Source organism: Hydrogenophaga sp. L99 (genome assembly GCF_058731905.1).
On record NZ_CM178972.1, the window covers coordinates 644341 to 669484 of the forward strand.

General features: G+C 58.4%; 23 protein-coding genes and 3 pseudogenes. 13 read left to right on the top strand and 13 right to left on the bottom strand.

All coding sequences use genetic code 11. From position 1 onward, the window contains the following. Positions 1-101 precede the first annotated feature (101 nt). The 7 genes and pseudogenes from AC4QBL_RS03085 to AC4QBL_RS03115 all read left to right on the top strand — a co-directional run. Positions 102-503 (top strand): sugar 3,4-ketoisomerase, encoded by a 402-nt coding sequence (locus AC4QBL_RS03085; protein ID WP_472908151.1) that lies wholly within the window; start codon positions 102-104, stop codon positions 501-503. Then, positions 500-970 (top strand): acyltransferase, encoded by a 471-nt coding sequence (locus AC4QBL_RS03090; RefSeq protein WP_472908150.1) that lies wholly within the window; start codon positions 500-502, stop codon positions 968-970. Before AC4QBL_RS03085 ends, AC4QBL_RS03090 begins: the two co-directional genes overlap by 4 nt. Next, entirely contained in the window at positions 954-2075 is a 1122-nt protein-coding gene (locus tag AC4QBL_RS03095) for a DegT/DnrJ/EryC1/StrS family aminotransferase (RefSeq protein ID WP_472908149.1), read from the top strand. Before AC4QBL_RS03090 ends, AC4QBL_RS03095 begins: the two co-directional genes overlap by 17 nt. After that, a complete protein-coding gene (locus AC4QBL_RS03100; protein WP_492131626.1) occupies positions 2062-3126 on the top strand; it encodes a glycosyltransferase family 2 protein in 1065 nt (354 codons plus the stop codon). Before AC4QBL_RS03095 ends, AC4QBL_RS03100 begins: the two co-directional genes overlap by 14 nt. A gap of 1213 nt (positions 3127-4339) precedes the next feature. Further along, a complete protein-coding gene (locus AC4QBL_RS03105; RefSeq protein ID WP_472908147.1) occupies positions 4340-5494 on the top strand; it encodes a rhamnan synthesis F family protein in 1155 nt (384 codons plus the stop codon). Continuing rightward, a complete protein-coding gene (locus AC4QBL_RS03110; protein WP_472906996.1) occupies positions 5491-6453 on the top strand; it encodes an IS5 family transposase in 963 nt (320 codons plus the stop codon). Before AC4QBL_RS03105 ends, AC4QBL_RS03110 begins: the two co-directional genes overlap by 4 nt. Before the next feature lie 490 nt (positions 6454-6943). Then, positions 6944-7045 (top strand): annotated as a pseudogene (locus AC4QBL_RS03115) (IS5/IS1182 family transposase); the annotation flags it as partial. A 278-nt stretch (positions 7046-7323) separates the two neighbouring features. Here the strand turns inward: AC4QBL_RS03115 and AC4QBL_RS03120 are convergent. From AC4QBL_RS03120 to AC4QBL_RS03150, 7 genes are all read right to left on the bottom strand, one after another. Further along, positions 7324-8685, bottom strand: a complete 1362-nt coding sequence (locus AC4QBL_RS03120; RefSeq protein WP_472908445.1) for a TolC family outer membrane protein — start codon at positions 8683-8685, stop codon at positions 7324-7326. A 49-nt stretch (positions 8686-8734) separates the two neighbouring features. Beyond that, complete coding sequence (locus AC4QBL_RS03125) at positions 8735-9085, bottom strand: rhodanese-like domain-containing protein (RefSeq protein ID WP_472908446.1); 351 nt, start codon at positions 9083-9085, stop codon at positions 8735-8737. A gap of 10 nt (positions 9086-9095) precedes the next feature. Beyond that, on the bottom strand, positions 9096-9773 hold the full coding sequence (locus AC4QBL_RS03130; RefSeq protein WP_472908454.1) for a protein-L-isoaspartate O-methyltransferase family protein: 678 nt from the start codon (positions 9771-9773) through the stop codon (positions 9096-9098). A gap of 63 nt (positions 9774-9836) precedes the next feature. Next, complete coding sequence (locus AC4QBL_RS03135; protein WP_472908447.1) at positions 9837-13028, bottom strand: efflux RND transporter permease subunit; 3192 nt, start codon at positions 13026-13028, stop codon at positions 9837-9839. A 10-nt stretch (positions 13029-13038) separates the two neighbouring features. After that, entirely contained in the window at positions 13039-14235 is a 1197-nt protein-coding gene (locus tag AC4QBL_RS03140) for an efflux RND transporter periplasmic adaptor subunit (RefSeq protein WP_472908448.1), read from the bottom strand. A 41-nt stretch (positions 14236-14276) separates the two neighbouring features. Beyond that, on the bottom strand, positions 14277-14966 hold the full coding sequence (locus AC4QBL_RS03145; RefSeq protein ID WP_472908455.1) for a TetR/AcrR family transcriptional regulator: 690 nt from the start codon (positions 14964-14966) through the stop codon (positions 14277-14279). Between the two features lie 44 nt (positions 14967-15010). After that, positions 15011-16489 carry a potassium/proton antiporter gene (locus tag AC4QBL_RS03150; RefSeq protein ID WP_472908449.1) on the bottom strand — a complete coding sequence of 493 codons (1479 nt, stop codon included), beginning with the start codon at positions 16487-16489 and terminating at the stop codon, positions 15011-15013. A gap of 123 nt (positions 16490-16612) precedes the next feature. On the opposite strand from AC4QBL_RS03150, the pseudogene AC4QBL_RS03155 reads away from it, so the two are divergent. Continuing rightward, positions 16613-17038, top strand: a pseudogene (locus AC4QBL_RS03155) (class I SAM-dependent methyltransferase); the annotation flags it as partial. A gap of 373 nt (positions 17039-17411) precedes the next feature. On the opposite strand, the gene AC4QBL_RS03160 reads toward AC4QBL_RS03155, so the two are convergent. Further along, positions 17412-17714, bottom strand: a complete 303-nt coding sequence (locus AC4QBL_RS03160; protein WP_472908450.1) for a formylglycine-generating enzyme family protein — start codon at positions 17712-17714, stop codon at positions 17412-17414. A 94-nt stretch (positions 17715-17808) separates the two neighbouring features. Further along, positions 17809-18177 (bottom strand): annotated as a pseudogene (locus AC4QBL_RS03165) (SUMF1/EgtB/PvdO family nonheme iron enzyme); the annotation flags it as partial. 214 nt (positions 18178-18391) lie between these two features. Here AC4QBL_RS03165 and AC4QBL_RS03170 point away from each other — a divergent pair. The 3 genes from AC4QBL_RS03170 (at position 18392) to AC4QBL_RS03180 (ending at position 19598) form a co-directional block, all read left to right on the top strand. After that, positions 18392-18667, top strand: coding sequence for a type II toxin-antitoxin system Phd/YefM family antitoxin (locus tag AC4QBL_RS03170; protein WP_472908451.1), 276 nt, complete (start codon positions 18392-18394; stop codon positions 18665-18667). Between the two features lie 7 nt (positions 18668-18674). Then, a complete protein-coding gene (locus AC4QBL_RS03175; RefSeq protein WP_472908452.1) occupies positions 18675-18902 on the top strand; it encodes a type II toxin-antitoxin system RelE/ParE family toxin in 228 nt (75 codons plus the stop codon). 147 nt (positions 18903-19049) lie between these two features. Beyond that, positions 19050-19598, top strand: coding sequence for a hypothetical protein (locus tag AC4QBL_RS03180; RefSeq protein WP_472908453.1), 549 nt, complete (start codon positions 19050-19052; stop codon positions 19596-19598). 182 nt (positions 19599-19780) lie between these two features. On the opposite strand, the gene AC4QBL_RS03185 is transcribed toward AC4QBL_RS03180, so the two are convergent. Together AC4QBL_RS03185 and AC4QBL_RS03190 are read right to left on the bottom strand one after the other, a co-directional pair. Then, complete coding sequence (locus tag AC4QBL_RS03185) at positions 19781-20818, bottom strand: IS630 family transposase (RefSeq protein WP_472907607.1); 1038 nt, start codon at positions 20816-20818, stop codon at positions 19781-19783. A gap of 87 nt (positions 20819-20905) precedes the next feature. Then, positions 20906-22093, bottom strand: coding sequence for an acyl-CoA dehydrogenase (locus tag AC4QBL_RS03190; RefSeq protein ID WP_472908312.1), 1188 nt, complete (start codon positions 22091-22093; stop codon positions 20906-20908). A 106-nt stretch (positions 22094-22199) separates the two neighbouring features. On the opposite strand from AC4QBL_RS03190, the gene AC4QBL_RS03195 reads away from it, so the two are divergent. Together AC4QBL_RS03195 and msrA are read left to right on the top strand one after the other, a co-directional pair. Further along, positions 22200-23087, top strand: a complete 888-nt coding sequence (locus tag AC4QBL_RS03195) for a LysR substrate-binding domain-containing protein (RefSeq protein ID WP_472908313.1) — start codon at positions 22200-22202, stop codon at positions 23085-23087. Positions 23088-23136: 49 nt separating this feature from the next. Next, positions 23137-23676 (top strand): peptide-methionine (S)-S-oxide reductase MsrA, encoded by a 540-nt coding sequence (gene msrA / locus AC4QBL_RS03200; RefSeq protein WP_472908314.1) that lies wholly within the window; start codon positions 23137-23139, stop codon positions 23674-23676. Between the two features lie 27 nt (positions 23677-23703). Here msrA and AC4QBL_RS03205 read toward each other — a convergent pair whose 3' ends face one another. Continuing rightward, on the bottom strand, positions 23704-24078 hold the full coding sequence (locus AC4QBL_RS03205) for a DUF1636 family protein (protein ID WP_472899609.1): 375 nt from the start codon (positions 24076-24078) through the stop codon (positions 23704-23706). A 125-nt stretch (positions 24079-24203) separates the two neighbouring features. Further along, positions 24204-25142: a metal ABC transporter substrate-binding protein gene (locus AC4QBL_RS03210; protein ID WP_472908315.1), complete on the bottom strand. Its 939-nt coding sequence runs from the start codon at positions 25140-25142 to the stop codon at positions 24204-24206. Between the last annotated feature and the right edge of the window lie 2 nt (positions 25143-25144).

Sequence of the window (25144 nt, forward strand, 5' to 3'; positions counted from 1 at the left end):
GCATAAAATAGTCGAATAGTTTTTTTTATTTAAACCTAATCAACTGGTTTTCATGAAGCCATTAAAGACAATCCTCTGCATTTTGCTATAAATTAAAATCCATGCACATTAAATTAATTCCTCTTCAGATCCATGGTGATGATCGTGGTTCTTTGATTGCTTTGGAAGAAGAAAAAAATATACCTTTTGATGTTAAAAGGATTTATTATTTATTTGGTACAAAGCAAGGTGTTAAACGAGGTTCTCACGCTCATCGTGAATTAACCCAGCTGGTGATTGCTGTACGAGGATCGTGCCGCTTTCTATTAGACGATGGTGCAGAAAAAGTGTCACTTTTATTAGATAATCCTGCACAAGGTTTATTGATTGATTCCTGTATATGGCGCGAGATGTATGAATTTTCCGAAGATTGTGTGCTTCTCGTGCTTGCCGATAAAGTGTACGATGAAACTGATTATATTCGTGACTACGATCAATTTAAAAAAGAGTATCACAAGAAATGATGATTCACTCGTTTAGTGATGTAAAAACCTCCCTCATTGGGGAGGGAACACGGGTTTGGCAGTATGTTGTTATTTTTCCAGGTGCACAAATTGGAAAAAATTGCAATATCTGTGCTCATGTCTTAATTGAAGATGATGTCACTATCGGGGACGATGTTACGATTAAATCTGGTGTGTATTTATGGGATGGAATTGTTATAGAGAGCAAGGTATTTATTGGTCCAAATGCTACATTTACTAATGACAAGAATCCAAGATCAAAAAAATATCTGGAAAAATATTTAAAAACAACTGTAGAAGAGGGGGCCTCAATTGGCGCAAACGCGACAATATTGCCCGGCCTGACGCTCGGTCGTTATTGTATGGTAGGTGCTGGTTCCGTTGTTACAAAAGACGTGCCGCCCTACAGCATCGTTGTCGGTAATCCCGCTCGCATTACAGGCTTGGTAAATGATCAAAGCAATTAATTTTTTGGATTTGAAAAAAATCAACCAAAAGTATGAAAAGGACTTGGTTGATGCGTGTACCCGCGTCATTCAATCTGGTTGGTATATAGGTGGCTCTGCCCTAACTGAATTTGAGAATAAGTTTGCAAATTATTGTGGTACGAAATTCGCAATAGGTGTTTCGAACGGGCTAGATGCGCTCATCCTAGTCTTGCGCGCATGGAAAGAACTTCATAAATTGAAAGATGGTGATGAGGTTATTGTTCCTGCTAACACATATATCGCCAGTATCTTGGCGATCACAGAAAATAACTTAAAACCTGTGCTGGTTGAACCAGATCCAAATACATTCAATATAGATCCAGCGCAAATTCGGCAGGCAATTACTTCAAAGACAAAAGTAATTTTGGCTGTTCATTTGTATGGACAGTTAGCGGATATGATCCAAATTTCGCAAGTGGCGAAAGATCACAATTTGCTGATTTTAGAGGATGCAGCGCAAGCACATGGTGCATCGGTAAACGGTGTTAAAGCGGGTTCTTGGGGAGTGGCTGCTGGATTTAGCTTTTATCCCGGAAAAAATCTAGGTGCTTTGGGTGATGCGGGTGCCATCACTACCAATGATCAAGTTTTAGCTGAATTGTTACGTGCCCTGCGTAATTATGGATCGCATGAAAAATATAGGAATTTTGTTCAAGGTGTAAACAATCGTCTAGATGATATTCAAGCGGCTATGCTTTCTGTTAAGCTAAACTATCTTGATCAAGACACACAAATTCGTCGCCGTATTGCTCGACGTTATTTGTCTGAAATTAAGAATCCTCTAGTGCGGCTGCCTATTGTTAAGACTAATACTGAACTCTATCTGGGTCACGTATGGCATTTATTCGTGATTCGCTGTGATCGACGAGAGGCATTGCAAGCTTATTTGCATGAGCGTTTCATCCAAACTCTTATCCATTATCCAATACCTCCACATCAGCAAAAGTGTTTTCCCTTGCTGAATGACTTGTCGTTACCAATAACTGAAAAAGTTCATCAATCGGTTTTGTCGTTGCCAATTAGTCCTGTGTTGTCAGATGATGATGTTACACGTATTGTTGGGGCTATTAATGAATTCAGATAATAGTAAACTCGTAACCTTTTGTTGTTTGGGTTACAATCACGGTGCCTATTTGGCAGAATGTCTTCAATCTATAAGTGCGATTGGGTACGATCATATTGAGGTTATAGTAGTTGACGATGGATCTGCTGACAATAGCTTAGAGACGTTGCATTCTTTAAAATTGAATTTTCCTTATCCGTTGGAAATTATTGCTCAGGAAAATACTGGAAATATTGGGAGGAATTTTAATAATGCGTTGAATAGGGCGAAAGGTGATTTTGTTGCTTATATCGCCCTAGATGATGTTTTCAATCCTCCGGTACTACTTGCAGAAATTGAGTTAATGACTCGTGATAATTCTTTAGCATTTGTTGCATCGTCAAAAACTGTAACGATTGATGACGAAGGTTTTTTAAATGCTAATAATTTACCCGAGTTGACTTTGGCGCGTTTAAAAAATCCAACAGTGTTAGATTGTCTGGAGTTAGAATATAAAGAATTTGGTTCTTTTTACATTCAAGGTGCAATAATAAGAAAAAAGGTTATCGATCAAATTGGTGGTTTCGATGAAGATATGACTGGTGATGATATTGTTTTGAGAACAAAAATATTCAAATTTATGTTGCAAAGTGATTGGTGGAATTTTAAGATAGTTGATAAAAACAGTGTTTTCTACCGTCTGCATGATAACAATATAAATAAAAATTCCATGCGACAGATTAAAATCGTTACAGAGTATTTGGCTCGGTACTGGCCCAGTCATCCTAATCCTCCTATTCTTATCTCGTGGGTAAAGCATTTGATCAGATACTTTCCTTCTGAGCAATACATGAAAGTTTTTGAATATAACGAAAGATCTGCGGAATTATTGAAGGACGAGAGGATTTTGCGTCTAATCAAACGATCCAATTTGTATAAAAAATTTCGGATGTTGGAGTTTATTTTCTCGAAAAAAAGATTTAATAATGGCGATCGTAATATTCGAATATTTGGCATCTTGGCTTACTCGTATAATAAATATAGTGGAATTCGATCAGGTCGTAATAAAATCCATTATTCCGAGATTAAATAAAAATTAGCATTTTTTAATTCGATTCTCCATCGGTGCCCGCACTCAAAGACCATATGTAATACATTTTTTTGGAGAATGTGTTGTATGTGCAGGCCAAACAAGCAACTGAGGTAAGGAGAGAGATCCTTGATGCAAACGCTGATTGAGAAACACTGGGGCCAGGGAGACGCCGAATGCAGACTCGAGCGCATTCCCTCAATCCTCATTCGTAATCTCAAGCGTCCTCAGGGGCGCTCGCCCTCACCCGGTGGGTCATCAAGCCTCGGTATTTTTGCAATAGCTTGCAGTTACGGTTATGAATTAGCTCAGATATGCGACCATGGTCTAGCCTGCAAGTCTCACGTAGATCGCAAGATGGTCAACCGCAGCTCTTGCGGCTTCGTGTACTGGCGGCCTTGCGCAGAGGCCTTGCCAGCGAGCAGGTCAGCGGCATACTTGCACGCACGCCTGATCATGGTCGTATCAGCTACGCCGCCATCTATAGCGCTTGTTACTCCATGCCAATTGATGAGCTGCGTGCTGAGGTGATGGCTTCGCGGGCGTGTAGCGATCAGTATCGTTGCCCGGGCGCCGCCGGAACAGACGGTCGTGCGCTTACACCTAATGCTGTCGGTGTTGATTTGCGCCCCATTGACGTTAGCGAACGACTGGGGCCCGGCCACTCAAAACGCATCAAAGGAGCTAGAAAACAGTCCCAGATTAGCATGCTGGTTAAGCGACCGACGATCTACACAATGTTTGTGCAGCTCGATAACGCGGCTCCCTATGCGGAGAGTTTCGGATTTGTCCGCAACAGCCTAGCTGCGGTAATGCAGCTGTCTGTGCCATACGAGATCAGAAAGATGTTAGGTCATAACTAGGTGCTGAGCACAAACAAAGGCACAGATGTGTTCTTTGCTCATGTTCTCAGAATCTTGGGACGCGGCATCAACGAGAACACCAATGGCCACCAGCGTTCTGATTTACTCAGTGGAACGGACCTCAACATCTAGATCCGGGAGGAGTTCGATTGCTAAAATTACAAACCTCGTATGTCTCCGCCTTGTCTGTTTACTGCTGAGCTGTTCCTGCCTACATTTACGTTCGATTTTCAGGCCTGTTGAGCCCCTATCTCAAGCTTGTTGTACTTGGAGCTTGAATCTGTCCAGTCATTGAAACATAGGGTGTTATGCTGCCGTTTATTTTTTTAATTAAATAATATTTTTAAATGCTAATGATACCTAAATGGAAGCTGAAACGCGAGCTGGACCTTATTAAGCAGCAATTAGTCAGTGTCCCACATTATTTCATTGATGTCGTACGTCAATATTTTTATGATAGATCGTTCCCCGGCAATTTAGCCATCCAAAAAAATAAGGAGTCACTTGGAGGAAAGTATGTAATATTTTTGAGTTTTGATCCCGTTGCGTTGTCAAAGTCAACTATTGATGCATGCAAATTCTTTGCTAATAAAGACTACAATGTCATGTTAGTATCAAATGCATCACTAAGTGAGATTGATATTAAAAGTGTAATCGGTAATGTGTGGTGCCTAGTGCAGCGCCCTAATTTTGGATATGATTTTGGCGGCTATCGCGACGGCATCAAGTTATTTAAATTCTGGGGGATTATCCCCGAAAATTTAATTATAATCAATGATAGCATCTGGTTTCCAATAAACGCAAATTGCAATACGATAGAGAAAATGGAAAGCAAGCTTGAAAGCTTTCAAGGTATTGTCAAGTTTACGCGTCTTTCTGACTTGAAAAAATATTTTTTCGAGTCATATTTTTTGTTTGTTAAGCGTAGTTGCTTTGATTCTGATGCGTTTTATAAGTACTGGATTAATTACAAATTATCAGATATAAAATATCGTGCGATTAAGCAGGGTGAGCGTGGTTTTTCTAAGGCGATGTTTGCAGCGGGTCACAGTCATGATGCCTTGTTTAGCAGAGATTTATTTAATAACGCCTTACAAGATAAGTCTGCCACTTACCTGCGAAAGTGCCTTGAGTATGGCGCGTACTCCGATGAGGATCTCGAGCTGGATTCGCAATCTTTGCTACTATCATATCAGGACAATGAAGATTGGAAACGTTCTGCTTTGGTTCATATCAAAAAAACTATCGATCGTAGAAATCCGCATGCATCGTTTCCCTACGCTAGTATGACATTGACAGATGCGTCTTTTTTAAAAAAGAATAAAAGTCCTTTGTATCTGCGGTCCCGCCAAATGTACATTAAAGCTGTGGAGGCTGGTGATCTTCCTAGTCCTAGCTCTGATAACGTTTGGGTTGAAATTCAGCGGGCATCCATTAAGGAAACTCTGCAAAACCACCCCAGCGGCATGGCAGATGTAAGCCCAGCGCGGCACACTCGGGCACCATGAAACAAAGCAGCTTTGACTTGAACCTGAGCACGCGCAAGACCCGCAAGCAGGTGTTTTTGCAGCAGATGGAAACCGTGGTTCCATGGGCTGCCCTGGTCGAGCTGATAGCCCCGTATTACAGCGAAGGGCGCAATGGTCGCCCACCCTTTGCGCTGGAGACGATGCTGCGAGTGCACTTCATGCAGCAGTGGTTCAGTCTGTCAGACCCGGCCATGGAGGAAGCCTTCTTCGACACACCGCTTTACCGCGAATTCGCTCAGCTCGATACCTTTGGCCGACTGCCCGACGAGAGCACCATTCTTCGGTTCCGCCACAGGCTGGAGAAACACAAGCTGGCCGATCAGATCCTGGCCACCGTCAACGAACTGCTGCAGCAGCGCGGCTTGCTGCTCAAGGCCGGCACCGCTGTAGATGCCACCCTCATCGCCGCGCCCAGCTCCACCAAGAACAAAGACAAAGCGCGAGACCCCGAGATGCACTCGAGTCAAAAGGGCAACGAGTGGCACTTTGGCATGAAAGCCCACATAGGCGTGGATGCCGAATCGGGCTTGGTGCACACCGTGCGAGGCACCTCGGGCAACGTAGCCGATGTCACCGAGGGCAACAGCCTGCTGCATGGTCAAGAGACGGACGTGTTCGGTGACGCGGGCTACCAAGGCGCAGACAAGCGCCCCGATGCAAAAGCCAGCCACAAATGGCATGTGGCCATGCGCCCAGGCAAGCGCAAGAAGCTGGACAAAGACAGCAACCCGAGGGATGCGCTGATCGACAAAGTCGAGAAGATCAAGGCCGGGATTCGCGCCAAGGTGGAGCACCCGTTTCGGGTGATCAAGCGCCAGTTCGGCTTCACGAAGGTGCGATATCGGGGTCTGAAGAAGAACACCTTGCAGATCAAGACGCTGTTTGCGTTGTCCAACTTGTGGATGGCCCGTCACAAACTGATCGGAGCACAGGCGTGAGTGCGACCGAAACCGGGTCAGTGGCCCTCAGGCGGCCCCAAATGGGGCAAACCGGATACGAATTCCAACCCAAACTGGGCCGGATCGCGCGAAAGCTCATCGGACGAAACTCCGTCAGGCACGTAACACGCTGGCTGGTGGGTTTTTCAGAGCATCCTTAACTGAGGATGGTTGTGAATTAAAAAATAGGTCAAAATGATTCTGATGTAATTAATTTTTGTGCAAGTTCAATGCGCATTTAAAACGTGACGTTTTGCGTGCATTTTTGTTGCGTCTCTAATCGAACCCAGAAGCGTCTGCTAAATGGGGTTCTCGTGGCGTCCGACTCGGCGAATAATGTTTGAGCCATCAGGCTTTCCAATCCATCCGCTCGTATCTTCTGTGGTGCATGATGCTTTGCTGGCTGCGTTACACGGAAAGCTAAGGAAACTCTGCAAAACCACCCCAGCGGCATGGCAGATGTAAGCCCCGCGCGGCACACTCGGGCACCATGAAACAAAGCAGCTTTGACTTGAACCTGAGCACGCGCAAGACCCGCAAGCAGGTATTTTTGCAGCAGATGGAAACCGTGGTTCCATGGGCTGCCCTGGTTGCAGATCAAGACGCTGTTTGCGTTGTCCAACTTGTGGATGGCCCGTCACAAACTGATCGGAACACAAGCGTGAGTGCGACCGAAACCGGGTCGGTGGCCCTCAGGCGGCTCCAAATGGCGCAAACCGGATACGAATTCCAACCCAAACTGGGTGGAATCGCGCGAAAGCTCATCGGAAGAAACTCCGTCAGGCGCGTAACACGCTGGCTGGTGGGTTTTTCAGAGCATCCCTAAAGCACTCATAGCCAACTTATTTGCTTGCCAATCCCCGCAGAGCTTCACCGCACCAGCAGCGCGTTGATCGGCTGCAAATCCTGCGCCGCAAGCTGCCCGCTGGCTTGTTTCAGGCGCAAACCGCCCAGCAGCACGTTGTAGCGGGCCACGGCGAGATCGCGTTTGGTCTGGAACAGCTGGCTCTGGGCGTTGAGTACGTCGATGTTGATGCGCACACCCACCTGATAACCCAATTTGTTCGCGTCGAGCGCGCTTTGGCTGGAGGCTTCAGCGGCTTCGAGGGCTTTCACCTGGCCCTGGCCTGAGAGCACGCCGAAGTAGGCGGCGCGGGTGGCCTGGCTCACGCCGCGTTGGGCGGCTTCCAGGTCGGCGCGGGCTTTGTCTTCCAGCGCCAGGGTTTCTTTGATGCGGTTTTGCACGGCGCCGCCGGTGTACAGCGGCATGTTGAACTGCACGCCCACGCTGGCCGTGTTGCTGCGCACATAGCCCAGCGTTGGGTTCGAGGTGGAAGGCGCCCGCGCGATCTGGTATTGCCCCACCAGGTCCAGCGTGGGCAGGTGGCCGGCCTCGGCTTTGCGGGTTTCCAGTTGGGCAATTTCAAAGCCCTTGGTGGCTTGCAGCACGGCGGGGTGGCTGGTTTCGGCTTGGTTGACCCAGGCCTGTGGGTCAGCTGGCGACAGCTCGGGCAAGGCCACGGGCGCCGCCAGGGGTTTGGGCGCCACGCCAGCTTTGCCCACCAGTTGATCAAGCGCCAGTTTTTTGACGCGCAGGTCGTTTTCGGCGGCAATTTCTTGCGCCAGCACCAAGTCAAACCGGGCTTGCGCTTCGCGCGAGTCGGTCACGGTGGTGGTGCCCACCTCAAAGTTGCGTTTGGCCGCTGCCAGTTGCTCAGACACAGCCGATTTCTGGGCCTTGACGAAGGTGAGCGTGTCTTCGGCGGCAAGCACGTCAAAGTAAGCCTGCGTGGTGCGCACGATCAGGTCTTGTTCGGCGGTTTCGAGCTGGGCCTTGGCAATGTCGATGCTCAGCTGTGCCTGGTCGTTGCTGAGTTTGTTGGTGGGGCGGTAGAGGGGCTGGCTGGCCGCGAGCGCCACGTTTTGGCTGTTGCTGCTTCCGTCTGGGGTTGTGCCAGAGTTGTCGCGGCGGGCCCAGTTGGCGGCGCCCGACAGCCCCGCCTGCGGCAGCAAGCCGGCACGGGCTTGGGCGGCTTTGGCCTGGCTGGCGGCAAACTGGGCGCGGGCAGACAGGTAGGTGGCGTCAAATCCCCGTGCCGCCTCATACAGCTCCACCAGGCTCTGGGCCTGAGCGCTGGTGGCCCCACCCAGCGCCAGCAGGGCGCCGATGGCCAAGCGGCTCAGCGCCAGCGGGCGCTTCGGTTGGGACGGGCTGATGGAATAGGCGTTCATGGGGGTTTCCTTTGAGGCAGAGCGGTGGGGCAACAAGGCGCAGGTGCGCTCAGTAGACCGGAACCGTGGGGTCGAGTTCGTGTGACCAGGCGTTGATGCCGCCATGGATGTTGACGACTTCGGTGAAACCGTTGTTCATCAGGAAATGCACCACCTGCGCGCTGCGGGCGCCGTGGTGGCACAGGCAGGCAATGGGCTGGCTGCGGTCCAGCTCCAGGTAGCGGGCGGGCACGCTGCGCATGGGCATGTGAAGCAACTGGAAACCGTTGGGTTTGACCGATGCGGTTTGCAGTTCCCAGGGCTCGCGCACGTCCAGCACGATGGGCTGGGCGCCCGGCGGCGTTTGGGCCTCGGCGGCTTTGAGCCAGTCCTGGAGTTGGGCGGGGTGTATCGAGATCATGGCGGCGGTCTCAGAACTGGAAGCGCGATGGCTCGGGGAAGTTGTGCAGGCGCGGCGCCACGGTGTCCCAGGGCTGGGCGGTCTGGAACGAGGCATCGCCCACGCGGGTAACCACGGTGGCGCGCATCATGGGCTCTTGGCCCACGATGGCCACCAGCCGGCCACCGGGAGCAAGCAGAGCGAGCAAAGCTGGCGGGATTTCGGCCACCGAGCCGCTCAGCACAATGGCGTCAAATGGGCCTTCGGCGGTGCAGGCAGCAAACTGGTTGGCGGCTGCGTCGGCGGTGCGCACATCGGCGTTGGTGATGCCGGCTTTTTGCAGGTTTTCGCGGGCGCTGCGGGCCAGGTTGGGGTCAATTTCAATCGATACCACACGCTGCGCCAGGCTGGCCAGCAGCGCGGCCAGGTAGCCGCTGCCGGTGCCCACTTCCAGCACCTTGTCGGTGGGCTTGAGCTGCAGGTCTTGCAGCATGCGGGCTTCCACCTTGGGCGCCAGCAGGCACTGGCCTTCTACCGCTGGGTGGGTCAGGGGCAGTTCCATGTCGGCAAAGGCCAGCGCCTGGTGGGCGGCGGGCACAAAGGCTTCGCGGTGCACGCGGCTCAGCAGCGCCAGCACGTTGGCGTCCAGCACTTCCCAGGGGCGGATCTGCTGTTCGATCATGTTGAACCGTGCCTGGTCAAGGCTCATGGGGGCGGTCTGAGTGGTCATGTTTGATACTCCGGTGGGTATATTAGCCGATGTTGGTCCATTTTACTGAGCGCTGGCCGGTGGAACCCTGACGTCGGCATGGGGCGGGTCCCCCTTAGCGCCGAAAAGGCGTCGAAACCATTGGGCCAGGTCGTCCATGTAGCAGTACACCACGGGCACCACCACCAGCGTGAGCAGCGACGAGGTGAGGACCCCGCCGATGACCGCCTGGCCCATGGGCGCGCGCTGCTCAGAGCCTTCGGTGAGTGCAAACGCCAGCGGCACCATGCCAAACACCATGGCCAGTGTGGTCATGAGAATGGGGCGCAGCCGCACCCGGGCCGCCAGCAGCAGGGCGCTCTCGCGGTCCAGCGGCGCCGCGCCGTCGATACCGTTTCGGGCGCGGATGGCGAAGTCCACCAGCAAAATGGCGTTTTTCGTCACCAGGCCCATCAGCAACACGATGCCAATGACCGAGAACATGCTCATGGTGGAGCCAAACATGAGCAGTGTCACCACCACACCAATGAGCGTGAGCGGCAGCGAGGTCATGAGCGCCAGCGGCTGCAAAAAGCTCTGGAACTGGCTGGCCAGAATCATGTAGATGAAGATGATGGCCAGCGCCAGGGCAGACAAGGCGTAGCCAAACGATTCCTGCATGTTTTTGGTGGAGCCGCCGAACTCGTAGCGGTAGCCGGGCGGGAAGGACGTGGTGTCGAGCACCCGGCGGATGTCGGCCGACACATCGCCTGCCGAGCGGCCGTACACGTTGGCGTTGATGGCCACTTCGCGGTTCAGGTTGCGGCGGTTAATCTGGTTCGGCCCGGTCGATTCCACCACCTGCGCCACCTGCCCCAGGCGCACCACGCGCGCTGTGCCGTCGGCGGCGATGCCCACCACAAAAGGCAGTTGTTCCAGGTCGCTGGTGCGCTGGCGCAGCTCGGGTGCCAGGCGCACGTTCACGTCGTAGCTTTCGCCGTCCACCGCGCGCCAGTTGCCCACGGTTTGCCCGGCCACCAGGGTGCGCAGGCTGCTGGCCACGGCCGCAGCGTTCAGCCCGGCGTCGGAAGCGAGTTCGCGCCGCATCACCACGTTCACCGTCGGTTTGTCGGGTTTCACGCTGGCGTCCAGGTCGACCAGGCCCACGATGGGGCGGATGCGTTCCATCACCTGTGCCGTCAGGCGTTCCAGCTCGGCCAGGTCGTCGCCCTGCAGCGAAAACTCCACCTGTTTGTTGCCGCCCACCGGGTCCAGCAGGCCGGCGTGGGTCACGGTGATGCCGGGCACGCTGCGCAGGCGCTCGCGCAGTTTGGCCGACATGGCATCGGCACTGAGCGTGCGGTCTTTGCGGTCCACCAGCCGCACGTACACGCTGGCGTACATGGTGCCCACGGCGTTGCCGGTGTTCAGGGTGGCCAGGGTGTATTTCACTTCCGGGAATTCGCGCAACACCGCTTCCACCTGCCGGGTTTTGGCTTCGGTGGCGGCCAGCGAGGAACCCACCGGGGTATGAAAGCTCAGCGAGGTTTCAGAAAAGTCGGCCTTGGGCACAAACTCGGTGCCCAGCAGCGGCACCATGAAAATGCTGCCCACAAACGTGACCAGCGCCAGGCCCAGCGTGGCCAGCTTGTGTTTGAGCGACCAGCGCAGCGCGCCCTGGTACGACTCGGTCATGCTGTCTTGCAGGCGGTCAAACCAGCCGGTGACGCGGCCAATGGTCTTGTCGTACAGCGTGCGCGGGGCGCCGTGGTTGTGTTTTTCGATTTCCGGGTCGTGCCACACGCTGGAGAGCATGGGGTCGAGCGTGAAGCTGACAAACATGGAAATCAGCACCGCGGCCACCATGGTGATGCCGAATTCGTGGAAAAACTTACCGATGATGCCGCCCATGAACCCGATGGGCAAAAACACCGCCACGATGGACAGTGTGGTGGCCAGCACCGCCAGGCCAATCTCTTGCGTGCCGTCCATGGCGGCATTGAAAGGCGTTTTGCCCATCTGCACATGGCGCACGATGTTTTCGCGCACCACGATGGCGTCGTCAATGAGCAGACCCACCGAGAGCGTGAGCGCCATCAGCGTGATCATGTTGATGGTGAACCCGAACAGGTTCATGAAAAAGAAGGTGCCGATGAGCGCAATGGGCAACGTGAGCCCGGTGATGACGGTGGAGCGCCACGAGTTCAGGAACAGAAACACGATCAGTACGGTGAGCAGCGCGCCTTCAATGAGCGTGCGGCGCACGTTGTCCACCGACACGCGAATGGGGCGCGAGCCGTCGGTGATTTGTTCCAGCCGCATGCCGGGCGGCACCTCGGCCTTGAGCGCCTCCACGGCTGCCTTCAGCCCATCGGTCACTGCAATGGTGTTTTCGTCTTGCGCCTTTTGCACCTGCAGCAGCAGCGTGCGCTGGCCGTTGTACAGCGCCAGGCTTTCCACTTCGTCGGTGCTGTCGCTCACCCGCGCCACTTGCGACAAATACACCGGCGAGCCACCGCGCCGGGCCACGATGATGGATTCAAAGTCTTTCGGGTTTTTCAGGCGCGCCAGCACCTGCACCACCCGTTCGCGCTCGGCACTTTTGAGCGTGCCTACCGGCAGGTCCTGGTTTTCGTTGCGCACCGCCGTGGTGATTTGTTCGGCCGTGATGCCCAGCGCTTCCATGGCCTTGGGGTCCAGGTCGATGTTGACCGCCCGCTGCGTGCCGCCCACCAGCGTCACCGAGCCGACACCGCGCACGTTTTCCAACCGCTTTTTCAGGGTTTGTTCGGCCCAGGTGGTCACGGCCACGGCAGAGGGCGCTTGGCCATTCACCGCCTCGGGGATCACCGCCAGCGACCAGATGGAGCGCGCCGCAGGGTCAAAGCGCAGCACGCGCGGCTCCTTCACCTCGGTGCGCAGCGTGGGCCGCAGAATCGCGATTTTTTCGCGCACGTCTTCGGCCGCTTTGCGGCCATCCACCGTGAGCTGAAATTCAACGATGACGACCGACTGGCCCTCGTAGCTGCGCGAACTCAGCGCGTTCACGCCCGCCACGGCGTTCACCGCTTCTTCCACCTTTTTGGTCAGCTCCGACTCGACGATTTCGGGCGATGCACCCGGGTATTCGGTAGTGACCACCACCACCGGAAAGTCGATGTTGGGGAACTGGTCGATCTGCAGCCGCTGGAATGAAAACAATCCCAGCACCACAAAGGCCACCATCACCATCGTGGCAAACACCGGGTTGCGCAACGAAATTTGGGTGAACCACATGGTGCGGTGCTCAGTGGGTGGTGGTCAGGGCGGCGGGGCTGCTGGCGCTGGGTGCGCTGCTGGTCTCGGTAGCGGCTTGCAGGCGCACGGCAGTGCCCTCGCGGATCAGCCCGGCCTGTGCCCGCAGCAGCTGGGTGCCAGCGGGCAGGCCGTCCAGCGCCACCATGGGTTCGCCGTTCAGCAGACCGCGCGCGCCGGGTGTGACCGGCCGGTGCTGGATGCGGCCGTCCTGCAACACCTGCACATAGGGTTTCGGTTGGTCGTTGCGCACGGCAGACAACGGCACCGCCAGCGCGTTCACCTGCCCGGTGACTATGTAACCCTGGGCAAACAGCCCCTGGCGCATGCCCGCACCCGCCGAGACACGCAAATACACCAGCACGCTGCGGCTGCCCGCCTGCACGCTGGGGTTGATGCGTGCCACCGTGGCCGGCACTGGCTGCGCCAGGCCTTCGACCGTCAGGCTCACCTGCAGGCCCGGCAGCACCGCCACCGCGTCGGCCGGGGCCAGCGCGGCTTCCAGCTCAAAGCCCGACAGGTCCACCACCTCCAGAATGCGCGCGTCCAGCCCCACCCGCTCGCCGTTTTGCACCAGGCGGGTCGATACCTGGCCGTTCAGGGGTGATCGCAGCGTGGTGTCTGCCAGGGCTTTGCGGGCAATGTCGCGCGCCGCCAGTGCCGCCTGGTGGTTGGCTTCGGCAGCGGCCAGGTTGGCGGTGGTGGTTTCCAGCGCGGTGGCCGATATGAAGCCCTGGCGCACCAGGGCCTGGTTGTTGTCCAGGGTGCGCCGGGCAATGCTCACCTGTGCCAGGGCCGCCTCGGCTTGCTGGCTGGCCTGGCGCAGCCGGGCTTGTGCCTCGGTGCTGTCAATGCGCGCCACCACTTCGCCGGCGCGTACCGTGTCACCCTCGCGCTTTTGCAGGCCTTGCACCTCACCGGCCACGCGGGCCTTGATCGCCGCCGTTTGCAAGGCCTTGAGCGAGCCGGAAATGCCCACGGTTTGCGCCAGGGTCAGGGGCTGCACCGCCACCACATCTTGGGCTGTCAGTTCATACACGGGGGCTTGCTGCAAGGCTTCGGCGGCCTGGTTGGCGGCGTCGCGCTGTGCGGCGCGTTTGTTCAGCGCACGCGCCAGGCCCAGCGCAATCGCCAGTACCAGCAGCGCCAGCAACAACCATTGGATCCAGGGGCGGCGTGGGGTGTTCATGGGGATGAATAAAGGGGTGTGGGTTGCCAGCGCGCGGGCGCTCAGGCGGTGGGCGCCAGCATGCCGCCCAGCAGCAGGCTCACCTGGCTGTCGATGAAGCTCACGGGGTCAATCTGTTGCGACGCGGGGCAGCATGGCGCCATGGAGTGTTTCCACATCAACAGAAAGATCATGGGTGCGATCAGGCTGTACACCGCGTATTCCAGGTGCAGCGGCCGAAACTCGCCGCTGTCCATGCCACGCTGCAGGATCCGGCGCAGCAGGTCGTGGCCGGGGCCAATCACTTCTTGCTGGTAAAAGGCCGCAATCTCGGGAAACATGCCCGCTTCGCTCATCACCAGCTTGGTGATACCCGAGGCCGCTGTCATGCCAATGCGCTCCCACCAGCTGTGCATGCAGTAGCGCACCAGTTCGGCGTTGCTGCCCTCAAAGCGGTCCAGTTCTGCATTCCATTCGGTGAATCGTCCGGCAATGGTTTCGCGCACCACGGCCTTGAACAGCTCTTCTTTGCTGGGGAAGTACAGAAACAGCGTGCCCTTGGACACGCCGGCCCGAGCCGCCACCTCTTCCACACGCGTGGCCGCAAAGCCTTTTTCAACAAACAGGGCGAGCGCCGCGTCCACCAGTTCACCCGGGCGTGCCTCTTTGCGACGGGCACGGCGCTGCCTTGGCTGGGTGCCAGTGGCGTCGTCTAGAGGGTCGTCGGCAGTTGCAGCGGGGGACACGGGCAGACAGATGTTAATGACCGATGGGTTATTAATATAACCCATGCCGCTCAGCCCAGCTTGATCCCCACGTGCCCAATGCGCTTGCCCTTCATGTCGCGCACGCTGATCTCGGCGGCACCCAGTGGCACGCTGTCGCCCGGCACCGGGGGGCGGTTCAGCTCGGACTGCAGCCAGTCGCCCACCGCCTGGGTGGGCTCGCCGGGCACCGGCAGCCCATAAAACGCGCACAGGCTTTCCATGGGCGTGCCAGCGTCCAGCACAAAGTCACCCAGCACCAGCCGAGCGTGTTCGGTGTCGTCCGGGTCCGGAATCGTTACCCCGGTGCGTTTGGCGCTCCAGGCAATGGTGGAGCCCTGCAGCAGCAGCGACGTGAGCACCACCACAAACGCCACATTGAAGAACGTCTGAGCCCCAGGCACGCCCGCCATCACCGGGAACACGGCCAGCACAATCGGCACCGCGCCACGCAGGCCCACCCAAGAAATAAAGGTCATCTCACGCGGTTTGAAGCGCAGTGGCGCCAGACACAGCCACACCGAAATGGGGCGGGCCACAAACATCAGCACCAGCGAAACCCCCAGCGCTGGCCACAGGGTGCGCAGCAGGTCGGACGGCGTCACCAGCAGCCCCAGCAGCAAGAACATGCCCGCTTGCGACAACCAGGCGTAGCCGTCCATGGCCGACAGCGAAGTGCGCACCTGCCGGCGTGCCCGGTTGCCCACCACCACGCCCATGAGGTAGACCGCCAGAAACCCCGAGCCGCCAAACCAGGTGGTGAAAGCAAACACCGTCAGCCCGCCCGACACCACCAGCAGTGCCCGGATGCCGCCGCCACCATCGGTTCCACGGCCCAGCCGCTTGAGCAGTTCAGCCAGCGCCCAGCCGCAACCCAGCCCAAGCACGGCGCCCCAGCCAAACTGCTGCAGCAGCGACAGCAACACATCTCCGGCGTTCACCGCGCCCGCGCCGCCCCCCGACACCGCCAGGGCTATGCCAATGAATGTCAACGTCAGGTACACCGCCATCGGGTCGTTCATGCCCGACTCAATTTCCAGCGTGGCCGCCACCCGCTCGTTCAGGTGCACACCAGAAGACTTCAGCAGCGAAAACACCGCCGCCGCATCGGTGGAGCCCACGATGGCGCCCACCAGCAAGGCCAGCGGCCAGGACAAGTCCAGCAGCCAATGCGCCGCCGCTCCGGTGATGGCCGTGCACAGCACCACACCCACCGTGGCCAGCAGCATGGATGGCCGCAAACCGGTGCGAAACGAACTCATGTTGGTGCGCAAGCCGCCGTCCAGCAAGATCACCGCCAGCGCCACGTTGCCTACCCAGAAGCTCAGGCGGAAATCGTTGAAAACCAGGCCACCAGGGCCGTCCACGCCCGCCAGCGTACCCACAACCAGAAACACCAGCAGGAAAGAAAAACCGATACGTGCTGAAAAGACCCCCGCCAACACGCTGATGAACACGAGCGAGGCAGCGGCCAGCAAGGGCAGGGTGAGGAAATCGAAGGAAAGAGTCATGCCCGTAAGCTAACAGAATGCGCAGCAGCCCAGACCGTCAAACACAATACGTTTTTCGGGTGCTCGTCTGTCCGAGCGAAACCCGCAAGCCCGTGGGTTGAATGAACATGACACGCACGCCCTATGGACAACCTGGATCTGCTGATCGACCTGCACCAACCCAACCACCGCCAGGGGCCGGGGGACGATGCACACACCGCGCTGGCGCTGCGTCTGAGCGGCCTCGACCCGGATGCGCCTGCCGCCGTGGCCGACATCGGTTGCGGAACCGGTGCGTCCACGCTGGCGCTGGCCCGGCTGCTGCCTCGGGCGCACATCACCGCGGTGGGCGTTCTGGCGCCCTTTCTGGCCACGCTGGCGCAGCGCATCGCCGCCGCCGGCTTGGCCCGCTGCGTGGCGCCGCTCGAAGCGTCCATGAGCGAACTGCCTTTTGCCGACGCGCAGTTCAACCTGCTCTGGTCCGAGGGCGCCATCTACAACATGGGATTTGAAAACGGCGTGAAAAGCTGGCGGCGGCTCCTCAAGCCCGGTGGCGTGCTCGTGGCCTCCGAACTCACCTGGACCACCGACGTTCGGCCGCCCGAGCTGCAAGCGCACTGGGAACGCGAATATCCCGAGGTCGGCACGGCCTCAGCAAAAATGCGTGTGCTGGAGCGACACGGCTATTCGCCACTGGGCTACTTCGTGCTGCCCGAGTCTTGCTGGATGGAAAACTATTACCGACCGCTGCAGGCCGGCTTCGGCGACTTTTTGCGGCGCCACGGCCACAGCGCAGCCGCGCTGGCCGTGGTGGCCGAGCAAGAGCAAGAGATCGCCTTGTACGAAGCGCACAAAGCGTTTTTCAGCTATGGGGTGTACGTGGCGAAGCGGGTGGATTGAACCGCTGGTGCGTTGCGACCAGGCAGCCCCAAGGCGCTGACAGTCAGTTCACCGCGGCAACGCAACGAAACCCGATGTACACCGCGTAAAAGTCCGCCGCTTTCCAGGCGTTCATGTCCTTGCGCATTTGCTCTGGTCCGTACCACCACGAGCCGCCCATGGTGCGCCGCTCGGCGCCTTGTGCGTCGCTCACCCACTCCCACACATTCGCCCCCATGTCGAAAAGGCCGTTCAAACCCTCGGCTGTGGCCCCTGCCGGCGCGGCGCGTGGCCAGGCATCGGCGCCGCTGGTGTTGGCGCCTTGCGGGGTGTTCCCGGTGGGGTAGGGGTAAGTGGTGCCGCGCACCCAAGGCGCGGGGGGCTGGGTTGCGCTGTTCGGTGTAGGCCGCGCTGGTCCATTCCGCAGCGGTGGGCAAGCGGCCACCCGCCCAGCGGCAATAGGCCTCGGCTTCGGCGTGCGTCAGGTGCACGGCAGGCAACTGGTTGGACGCAGGCGGCACGCCATCGGGGGTGCGCCATGTCCAGCCGGGGCGCCTTTGCCAGCCACCCACATATTCAAAACCGCCACCCTCGCGCTCGGCGCGTGTCACGGTGCCGGTGGCTTGGGCGAAGCGGGCAAACTGGCCAATGGTCACTTCGGTGCGGTCCACCAGCAAAGGCCCCACCCGTACGCGCTGTGGCTCCGCTGCGGCGGTTTGGGCCTGGGCAGTTGCTGCCCAGGCGGCCAGCAAGCCGCCCACCGTACAGGCGAATGCAGCGACCCGCCAAGGGCGCTGTGCCACAGGTTGGAAGGGAATGGATGGGTTCATCGGCACATGATCGCAGTGTGTGCTTGACCCAGTGCTGCGCGGGGATTCGGCGTGTCAGGCGCCATTGGTGGCGGTGTCGCACATTCGGGAGCTGCCTTTTGTACCTAGATAGAGAACACATGAGCAGGCGCACCCAAGCACCCGCGATCATTACCGATCCAGGTTGACTGCGTCCAAATACGGGGATAAATTCAGTCCACCATAAGGAGGTGCCATGCAAGCCCGTGAACAGATCCGATCCATCTCCTACCTCAAGAGCCACGCCGCGCAGATCTCGGAAGAGGTGGCCGCCACCGGGGCTCCGGTCATCATCACCCAGAACGGCGAAGCCGCCATGGTGATCGAGGGCGTGCAGCAGTACCAGGAAAAGCAGGAGCTGATCGCCCTGCTCAAGCTGCTCGCGCTGGGTGAGAAAGACCGGCGGGCGGGTCTGGGTCTCTCGGTGGAAGAGTCGCGCGCCCAGCTGGCTCAACGGCGCCAGCAGCGCTGACCGTACCATGGCCATCGTCATCCTGTCCGACGCGCAAGCCGACCTGCTTGACCTGCAGGATTACATGCTGGAGCGCTGGACCCCCGAGCTCTGGCTGGCCGCCGAAGACGATATCTTTGCGCAGCTCGCTCAGGTGGATTTGGGCTTCATCACCGGCCCAGTGGTTCCCTTGCTTGCCAGTGTGGGTATCACGGATTACCGCACGGTCCTCAGCTCACACCACTGCATCCTGTAACGGCAGATCGAGGGCAACACCTGTGTGTACGCGGTGGCCGGACAGATGCAGGATTTTCAGACGCTGTTGCTCAGGCGGCTGTTCAGGCGGTGAAGCGGTCAGCGCGGCAAGATCGACAGACTCACTGCGTTTATTTGAGGAGGCTACGTGACTTTTTTCCAGATGTTGCTGATGTTTGGTGTACCGCTGGCCGCCTTTCTCGCGTTGTCCATCTGGAAAGATCAGCGGCGTGAGAAAAAGGGCTGGCGTTCCAGGGTGCATTCTGGTTCGCACTCTTCAAATATGGACGGGATCTTGAAACTGCCAGAGGAGTCCCAGGAGCCATCGAGCTCTCTTCACACCAATGTGCAGGACGAGATCGCTGCGATTGCTCGTTTGTCGGCCAAACCATTTCACTCGTCTCCGGTCGTATCTTCGCCTAGTAGAACCGGCATGTTTAACCTGCCTGGGCGTTGGGAGATCAGGTATGTGGACGCATATGGAGAAGAAACAAGCCGCACGATACGAATCCTGCACTTGGATTTGCGAGCAATGGAGATCACGGCCTTTTGTGAGGCACGGAAAGCCGAACGCACCTTCAAGATTCGCAACATAAGGCGGGCCCGCGATGCCGTTACCGGTGCTGGAGTCAATATCGCTGCCTATGTTGAGAAAGTGCGCGCCGAACGCCGCGTCCAACGTGGCAAGTTCGGGTAGCTCAAATGGCGGTCCTGCCTCGGGAAGACTGACGGGAGTCCATCTTTCTGTTCGATGGGTTCACGTAGGATCCTTTACACGGAATGGGCTTCGCGTCGGTCTGAATTGAGTAGCCTTACTTCCAGTCGTTTCACCGCCAAAACAAAAAAGGGCTTCCACTATTGATCCGGCCCTGTGAAGTCTTAAGCTGCATATCGAACGTGACGGTCCTGGAAGTAGCTCATGACGCGCTCGGGGTTTTGCTCCAGCATCGCCATGTGATCGTTGGCCGCATCGCGTAGCTTGGCCTTGGTTCGCACCGGCACGCGCTTGCCCATCTCCTGCTTCAAGTCCGCATTGAGCCGCTCCTCTGGGTTGAGCTGTGGGCTGTAGCTGGGCAGGTAGAACAACTCGATCTGGTCCTGCCGCTCAGCCACCCAAGCCTTCACCAGCTTGCTGTGGTGGACCCGCAGGTTGTCCAGAATCAGAAAGACTTTTTTACCCGCGTCCTTGATCAAAGCTTGTAGGAATTCGATGAGCTTCTCAGCATCGAAAGCCTCGTCAATGATCATCCACCGCGTCTTGCCCTGGTTGGTCACCGTGGCAATCATGGAGAGCTTTTGACGGGTGCCGCCCACGGCCATGGCCACCGGTGTTTTGCCCGCTGGCGCGAAGCTCCTGCCGCGCACATCGGTGTTGACCAAGGCCGTCTCGTCGCCCCAGTGAATCTCGGCCCCCTCGGCCCTGGCGCGCTGCTCAATGCCGGGGTACTCGCCCTCCAACCAAGCCTGCACGGCAGCAGGGCTTTGCTCGTAAGCGCGCTTGATGGGCTTTTGCGGTGTGAAGCCCCAGCGGGTGAGGTACTTGCCGATGCTGCGCACTTGCAGCTTGATGCCAAATTCCTGTTCGATGAGCTGACCCACTGCGGCCCGGCTCCACAAGCTGAAATCCATCTTGAGCTGCTCGGGGCGTTTGTCGATGATCAGGCGCTGGATGGTATCTTCCTGCGCCTGACCGAGCACCCGGCCATCGCCTCTGGCTCGTCCACGAACAGCGGGACGTATCGCACCCCAGCCGCCAGCGTCAAACAGATCGATAGCCGTTCGCACTGTCGGGTAGCTCAGCCCCGTCATCGTGACGATCTGCATGATCTTGGTGCCTTGTCTGTACAGCCTCACGACCTGTTTGCGTCGTTCGTGAAGTTGCTCCAGTGTCTGACTTCTTGCGCTTTCTTTTTCCATGACACTCTGATCGCGAAAATCAGACAAAGTTCAGACTTTAACGGGCCTTATCTATAGGAGCCCCTTTTTTTGCAAGCGCGGAATAAATCAGTTCGAAAACGCCGCAATCCCGGTGATCGCCCGGCCCAGAATCAGCGCATGCACATCGTGCGTGCCCTCGTAGGTGTTCACCACTTCCAGGTTCACCAAATGCCGCGCCACGCCGAATTCGTCGCTGATGCCGTTGCCGCCCATCATGTCGCGTGCCAGGCGGGCGATGTCCAGCGCCTTGCCGCAGCTGTTGCGCTTCAAGATGCTGGTGATCTCGACCGCGGCCGTGCCTTCGTCCTTCATGCGGCCCAGGCGCAGGCAGCCTTGCAGGCCCAGGCTGATCTCGGTCAGCATGTCGGCCAGTTTTTTCTGGATCAGCTGGTTGGCGGCGAGCGGGCGTCCGAACTGCTGGCGGTCCATCACGTACTGGCGGGCGCGGAAGTAGCAGTCCTCGGCGGCGCCGAGTGCGCCCCAGGCGATGCCGTAGCGTGCGCTGTTCAGGCAGGTGAATGGGCCTTTCAAGCCGCGCACATCCGGGAAGGCGTTTTCTTCCGGCACGAACACCTCGTCCATCACGATCTCGCCGGTGATGGAAGCGCGCAGACCGACCTTGCTGTGGATGGCGGGAGCGCTCAGGCCTTTGAAGCCTTTTTCCAGAATGAAGCCACGGATCTGGCCGCCGTCGTCCTTGGCCCAGACCACGAACACGTCGGCAATCGGGCTATTGGTGATCCACATCTTGGCGCCGCTGAGCGAATAGCCGCCGGGCACGGCCTTGGCGCGCGTGACCATGCTGCCCGGGTCGCTGCCGTGGTTGGGTTCGGTCAGGCCGAAGCAGCCGATCCACTCGCCGGTGGCGAGCTTGGGCAGGTACTTCTGCTTCTGCGCTTCAGAGCCAAAGTCATTGATCGGCACCATCACCAGCGAGCTTTGCACGCTCATCATGCTGCGGTAGCCCGAATCGACGCGCTCCACTTCGCGGGCCACCAGGCCGTAGCAGACGTAGTTGAGGCCGCTGCCGCCGTAGGCTTCGGGGATGGTGGGGCCAAGCAGGCCGAGCTCGCCCATCTCACGGAAGATGGACACGTCGGTGGTTTCGTGGCGGAAGGCTTCGGTCACGCGGGGCAGCAGCTTTTCCTGGCAGTAGGCGCGGGCGGCTTCTTGCACCTGGCGCTCGTCGTCGGTGAGCTGGGCGGACAGGTGGAAGGGATCTTCCCAGCTGAAGGTGTTTTTGTTCGATGCCATGGTGCGGGTCTCCGGTGGTCGGGGTGGGGTTTGCTGGGCATTGTCGTTGGCCCATGAATAGCTGTCTAATATTGATTAACGATTAATCAATACAAAAAACATATTTATGGAATTTCGCCACCTGCGCTGTTTTACCGTGCTGGCCGAAGAGCTGCATTTTGGGCGCGCGGCCCAGCGGCTGGCCATGACGCAGCCGCCGCTCTCGCTCAATATTCAGCAGCTGGAAGCCTCGGTGGGCGCGCGCCTGTTTGAGCGCAACAGCCGCGGCGTGGCGCTCACCGCTGCTGGGCTGGCTTTTTTGCCTCGTGCGCAGGCGTTGCTGGAACAGGCGGCCATGGCGGCCCGCGAGGCGCGCGACGTGGGGCAGGGCCTAGCGGGGCAGTTGCACATTGGCTTTGCCGGCACCGTGCTCTACCGCGGTTTGCCGCAGGTGCTGCGGGCTTTTGGCAGCGCGCACCCCAGGCAGCGCCTGGCGCTGCGCGAGCTGAGCAGCAGCGAACAGCTGGTGGAACTGGTGCACGACCGGTTGGACCTGGGCTTTGTGCACACCACCCGGGTGCCAGCGGGTTTTTCGCAAATTCTGGTGTCGAGCCAGCCTTTTATGGCCTGCCTGCCGGCGGGCCATGCGCTGGCAGCGCAGGCGGTGCTGCCGCTGGAGCGGCTGAAGGGCGAGGCATTTGCTGTGGTGATGCGGGCCGTGTCGCCCGACTACCACGACCGCATCTTGGCGGCCTGTGCCGACGCGGGCTTTGAACCGGCGCTGCACTTTGAACTGCGGCACTGGCTGAGCGTGGTGTCGGTCATTGCGCAGGGGCTGGGTGTGGCGCTGGTGCCGGCGGCGCTGCAGCAGGCCGGTTTGCCCGGCGTGGTGTTTGTGCCGCTGGCCCAGCCGTTGGCGCCTTACGACACACACTGCCTGTGGCGCACCGGGCACGACGAGGCGGCGCTGGGGGCATTTTTGGCCACGGTGCGCGCTGCGGCGCAGCCGGGCTAGAGTGGCGGGCTGCCGGGGTTTTTCACCGCCGGCCTTCAAGGAACACAACATGACTGATTTGCAAACCATCGTGCTGGGCGGCGGCTGCTTCTGGTGCACCGAGAGTGTGTACAAAGAAGTGCGCGGCGTGACGGACGTGGAGTCGGGCTACAGCAACGGGCAGACGGCTCAACCCAGCTACGAAGCGGTGTGCACCGGGCGCACCGGTTGCAACGAAGTGGTGAAGCTGGTGTACGACCCGACCGTGATCAGCACGCGCGAGCTGCTGGAAATTTTCTTTGTGATTCACGACCCGACCACGCCCAACCGGCAGGGCAACGACGTGGGCACGCAGTACCGCAGCGGCATTTATTACACCAACGACGAACAGAGGCAGACCGCCCAGACGCTGCTGGACGAACTGGCTCGGGACGATGCCTTTGGGCGCCCGGTGGTGACCGAGCTGCTGGCGCTGGCCGACTACTGGCCCGCCGAGGACTACCACCAGGACTTTTTTGAGCGCAACCCGAACCAGGGCTACTGCATGGCCGTGGCCGCGCCCAAGGTGGCGAAGTTTCGCAAAACGTTTGCGAGACTGGCGCGCGGCTGAAGCTCAGCCGGCACGCCCGCTGGCGCTTCAGGCCGCAGGCAGGCAGGCCGGCAAGCGGGCCAAAATGCCCTCGCGCAGGCGCTCGGGGCGTTCCGCCCGCAGCAAGGTGCCGTCGGGGCTGAGCTGGTGCATCTGGGCGCAGGCAATCACCTGCTGGGCGGTCTCGGTGTCGGCGGTCAGGTCGCCAAAAAAGTACACGCTCTTGCCCGGCGCTTGCAGCGCCACGGTGCACGAGCGCGAACAGCCGTTCATGCATTCCACCGGGCGCACCGCAAACGGCAGGTCTTCAAGAAACGCGGCTTCCTGCACCGCTTCAAACAGGGCGCGGCCGGCGCGGGGGGCTTCGCGGGGTGCGCCGGCGGGGCGGCACAGCACGCAAACCAGTATTTCGGTGTTCGTCATGCGGGGATGGGTGTCAAGGCGGGGGATGGCAGTGGGCGGGTAAGCGCCCAGCGGGGAGGCGGCACCTTACCACCGCGCCCATGCCCCCGGGGCGTCACAGCTTTGTGCGCTGGGGCCACGGGTGTTCAGAGCCCGCGCACGGCGGCGGTGAGTGACTGGGTGTTCAAGCGCATCATGGCGATGTAGCTGCCCGCTTCGCCCGTGGGTGCAGACAGCGAGTCGGAATACAACGCGCCAGACGGTTTCGCGCCTGTTTCGCGTGCAATCTGGGCGATCAGGCGCGGGTCTGAAATGCTTTCCACAAACAGCGCCTTGATGTTTTCCTTTTTGATCTGCCGCACCAACTGCGCCACGCCCTTGGCGGAGGCTTCGCTTTCGGTGCTCACACCCTGCGCGGCTAGAAACTTCACGCCGTAGGCCTTGGCGTAGTAGCCAAAAGCGTCGTGCGAGGTGATCACCTTGCGCTGAGCCAGCGGAATGGGGGCCCAGGCGGCCTTGATGTCGGCGTCCAGCGTCTTGAGCTGGGCGATGTAGGCGCCGGCGTTGCGTTGGTACACGTCGCAGCTGCTGGCGTCGACCTCGCACAGGCCCTTGGCTATGTTGCCCACGTAGGTGATTACGTTGGGCACGCTTTGCCAGGCGTGCGGGTCTGCCGCACCGCCGTGGCTGTGCCCGTGTTGGTGGCCATGGTCGTCGGCTTTGCCCTTGACGGGTTCAATGCCTTGGCTGACGACCACGTGGCGGCCCTTGTAGCTGGCAGTGTTGAGCAGGCGGTTCATCCAGCCTTCAAAGCCCAGGCCGTTGGAAAACACAATCTGCGCCTGCCCGACCAGCTTCGCTTGGGAAGGCGTGGGCTGGAACACATGGGCGTCGCTGCCGGGGCCCACCAGCGCATCCACCGTCAGGCGGTCTCCCCCCACCTGTTTCACCAGATCAGCCAGGATGCTGAAGCTGGCCACGGCCTTGATGGGTGTGGGGGTCTGGGCCTGCAGCGACGGGCTGAGCGCCAGCATGGCGAGGCCGATGGCGGAGGCGATGAAATGGCGACGCGCAGAAGTGGTCATGG

Coding starts and splice junctions, on each gene's coding strand:
- AC4QBL_RS03085 (WP_472908151.1), top strand. CDS start 102: ATGCACATTAAATTAATTCCTCTTCAGATCCATGGTGATGATCGTGGT.
- AC4QBL_RS03125 (WP_472908446.1), bottom strand. CDS start 9,085: ATGATCTCGATACACCCCGCCCAACTCCAGGACTGGCTCAAAGCCGCC.
- AC4QBL_RS03140 (WP_472908448.1), bottom strand. CDS start 14,235: ATGAACACCCCACGCCGCCCCTGGATCCAATGGTTGTTGCTGGCGCTG.
- AC4QBL_RS03100 (WP_492131626.1), top strand. CDS start 2,062: ATGAATTCAGATAATAGTAAACTCGTAACCTTTTGTTGTTTGGGTTAC.
- msrA (WP_472908314.1), top strand. CDS start 23,137: ATGACTGATTTGCAAACCATCGTGCTGGGCGGCGGCTGCTTCTGGTGC.
- AC4QBL_RS03175 (WP_472908452.1), top strand. CDS start 18,675: ATGGCCATCGTCATCCTGTCCGACGCGCAAGCCGACCTGCTTGACCTG.
- AC4QBL_RS03205 (WP_472899609.1), bottom strand. CDS start 24,078: ATGACGAACACCGAAATACTGGTTTGCGTGCTGTGCCGCCCCGCCGGC.
- AC4QBL_RS03185 (WP_472907607.1), bottom strand. CDS start 20,818: ATGGAAAAAGAAAGCGCAAGAAGTCAGACACTGGAGCAACTTCACGAA.
- AC4QBL_RS03170 (WP_472908451.1), top strand. CDS start 18,392: ATGCAAGCCCGTGAACAGATCCGATCCATCTCCTACCTCAAGAGCCAC.
- AC4QBL_RS03190 (WP_472908312.1), bottom strand. CDS start 22,093: ATGGCATCGAACAAAAACACCTTCAGCTGGGAAGATCCCTTCCACCTG.
- AC4QBL_RS03095 (WP_472908149.1), top strand. CDS start 954: ATGATCAAAGCAATTAATTTTTTGGATTTGAAAAAAATCAACCAAAAG.
- AC4QBL_RS03150 (WP_472908449.1), bottom strand. CDS start 16,489: ATGACTCTTTCCTTCGATTTCCTCACCCTGCCCTTGCTGGCCGCTGCC.
- AC4QBL_RS03110 (WP_472906996.1), top strand. CDS start 5,491: ATGAAACAAAGCAGCTTTGACTTGAACCTGAGCACGCGCAAGACCCGC.
- AC4QBL_RS03130 (WP_472908454.1), bottom strand. CDS start 9,773: ATGAGCCTTGACCAGGCACGGTTCAACATGATCGAACAGCAGATCCGC.
- AC4QBL_RS03210 (WP_472908315.1), bottom strand. CDS start 25,142: ATGACCACTTCTGCGCGTCGCCATTTCATCGCCTCCGCCATCGGCCTC.
- AC4QBL_RS03195 (WP_472908313.1), top strand. CDS start 22,200: ATGGAATTTCGCCACCTGCGCTGTTTTACCGTGCTGGCCGAAGAGCTG.
- AC4QBL_RS03135 (WP_472908447.1), bottom strand. CDS start 13,028: ATGTGGTTCACCCAAATTTCGTTGCGCAACCCGGTGTTTGCCACGATG.
- AC4QBL_RS03105 (WP_472908147.1), top strand. CDS start 4,340: ATGATACCTAAATGGAAGCTGAAACGCGAGCTGGACCTTATTAAGCAG.
- AC4QBL_RS03120 (WP_472908445.1), bottom strand. CDS start 8,685: ATGAACGCCTATTCCATCAGCCCGTCCCAACCGAAGCGCCCGCTGGCG.
- AC4QBL_RS03090 (WP_472908150.1), top strand. CDS start 500: ATGATGATTCACTCGTTTAGTGATGTAAAAACCTCCCTCATTGGGGAG.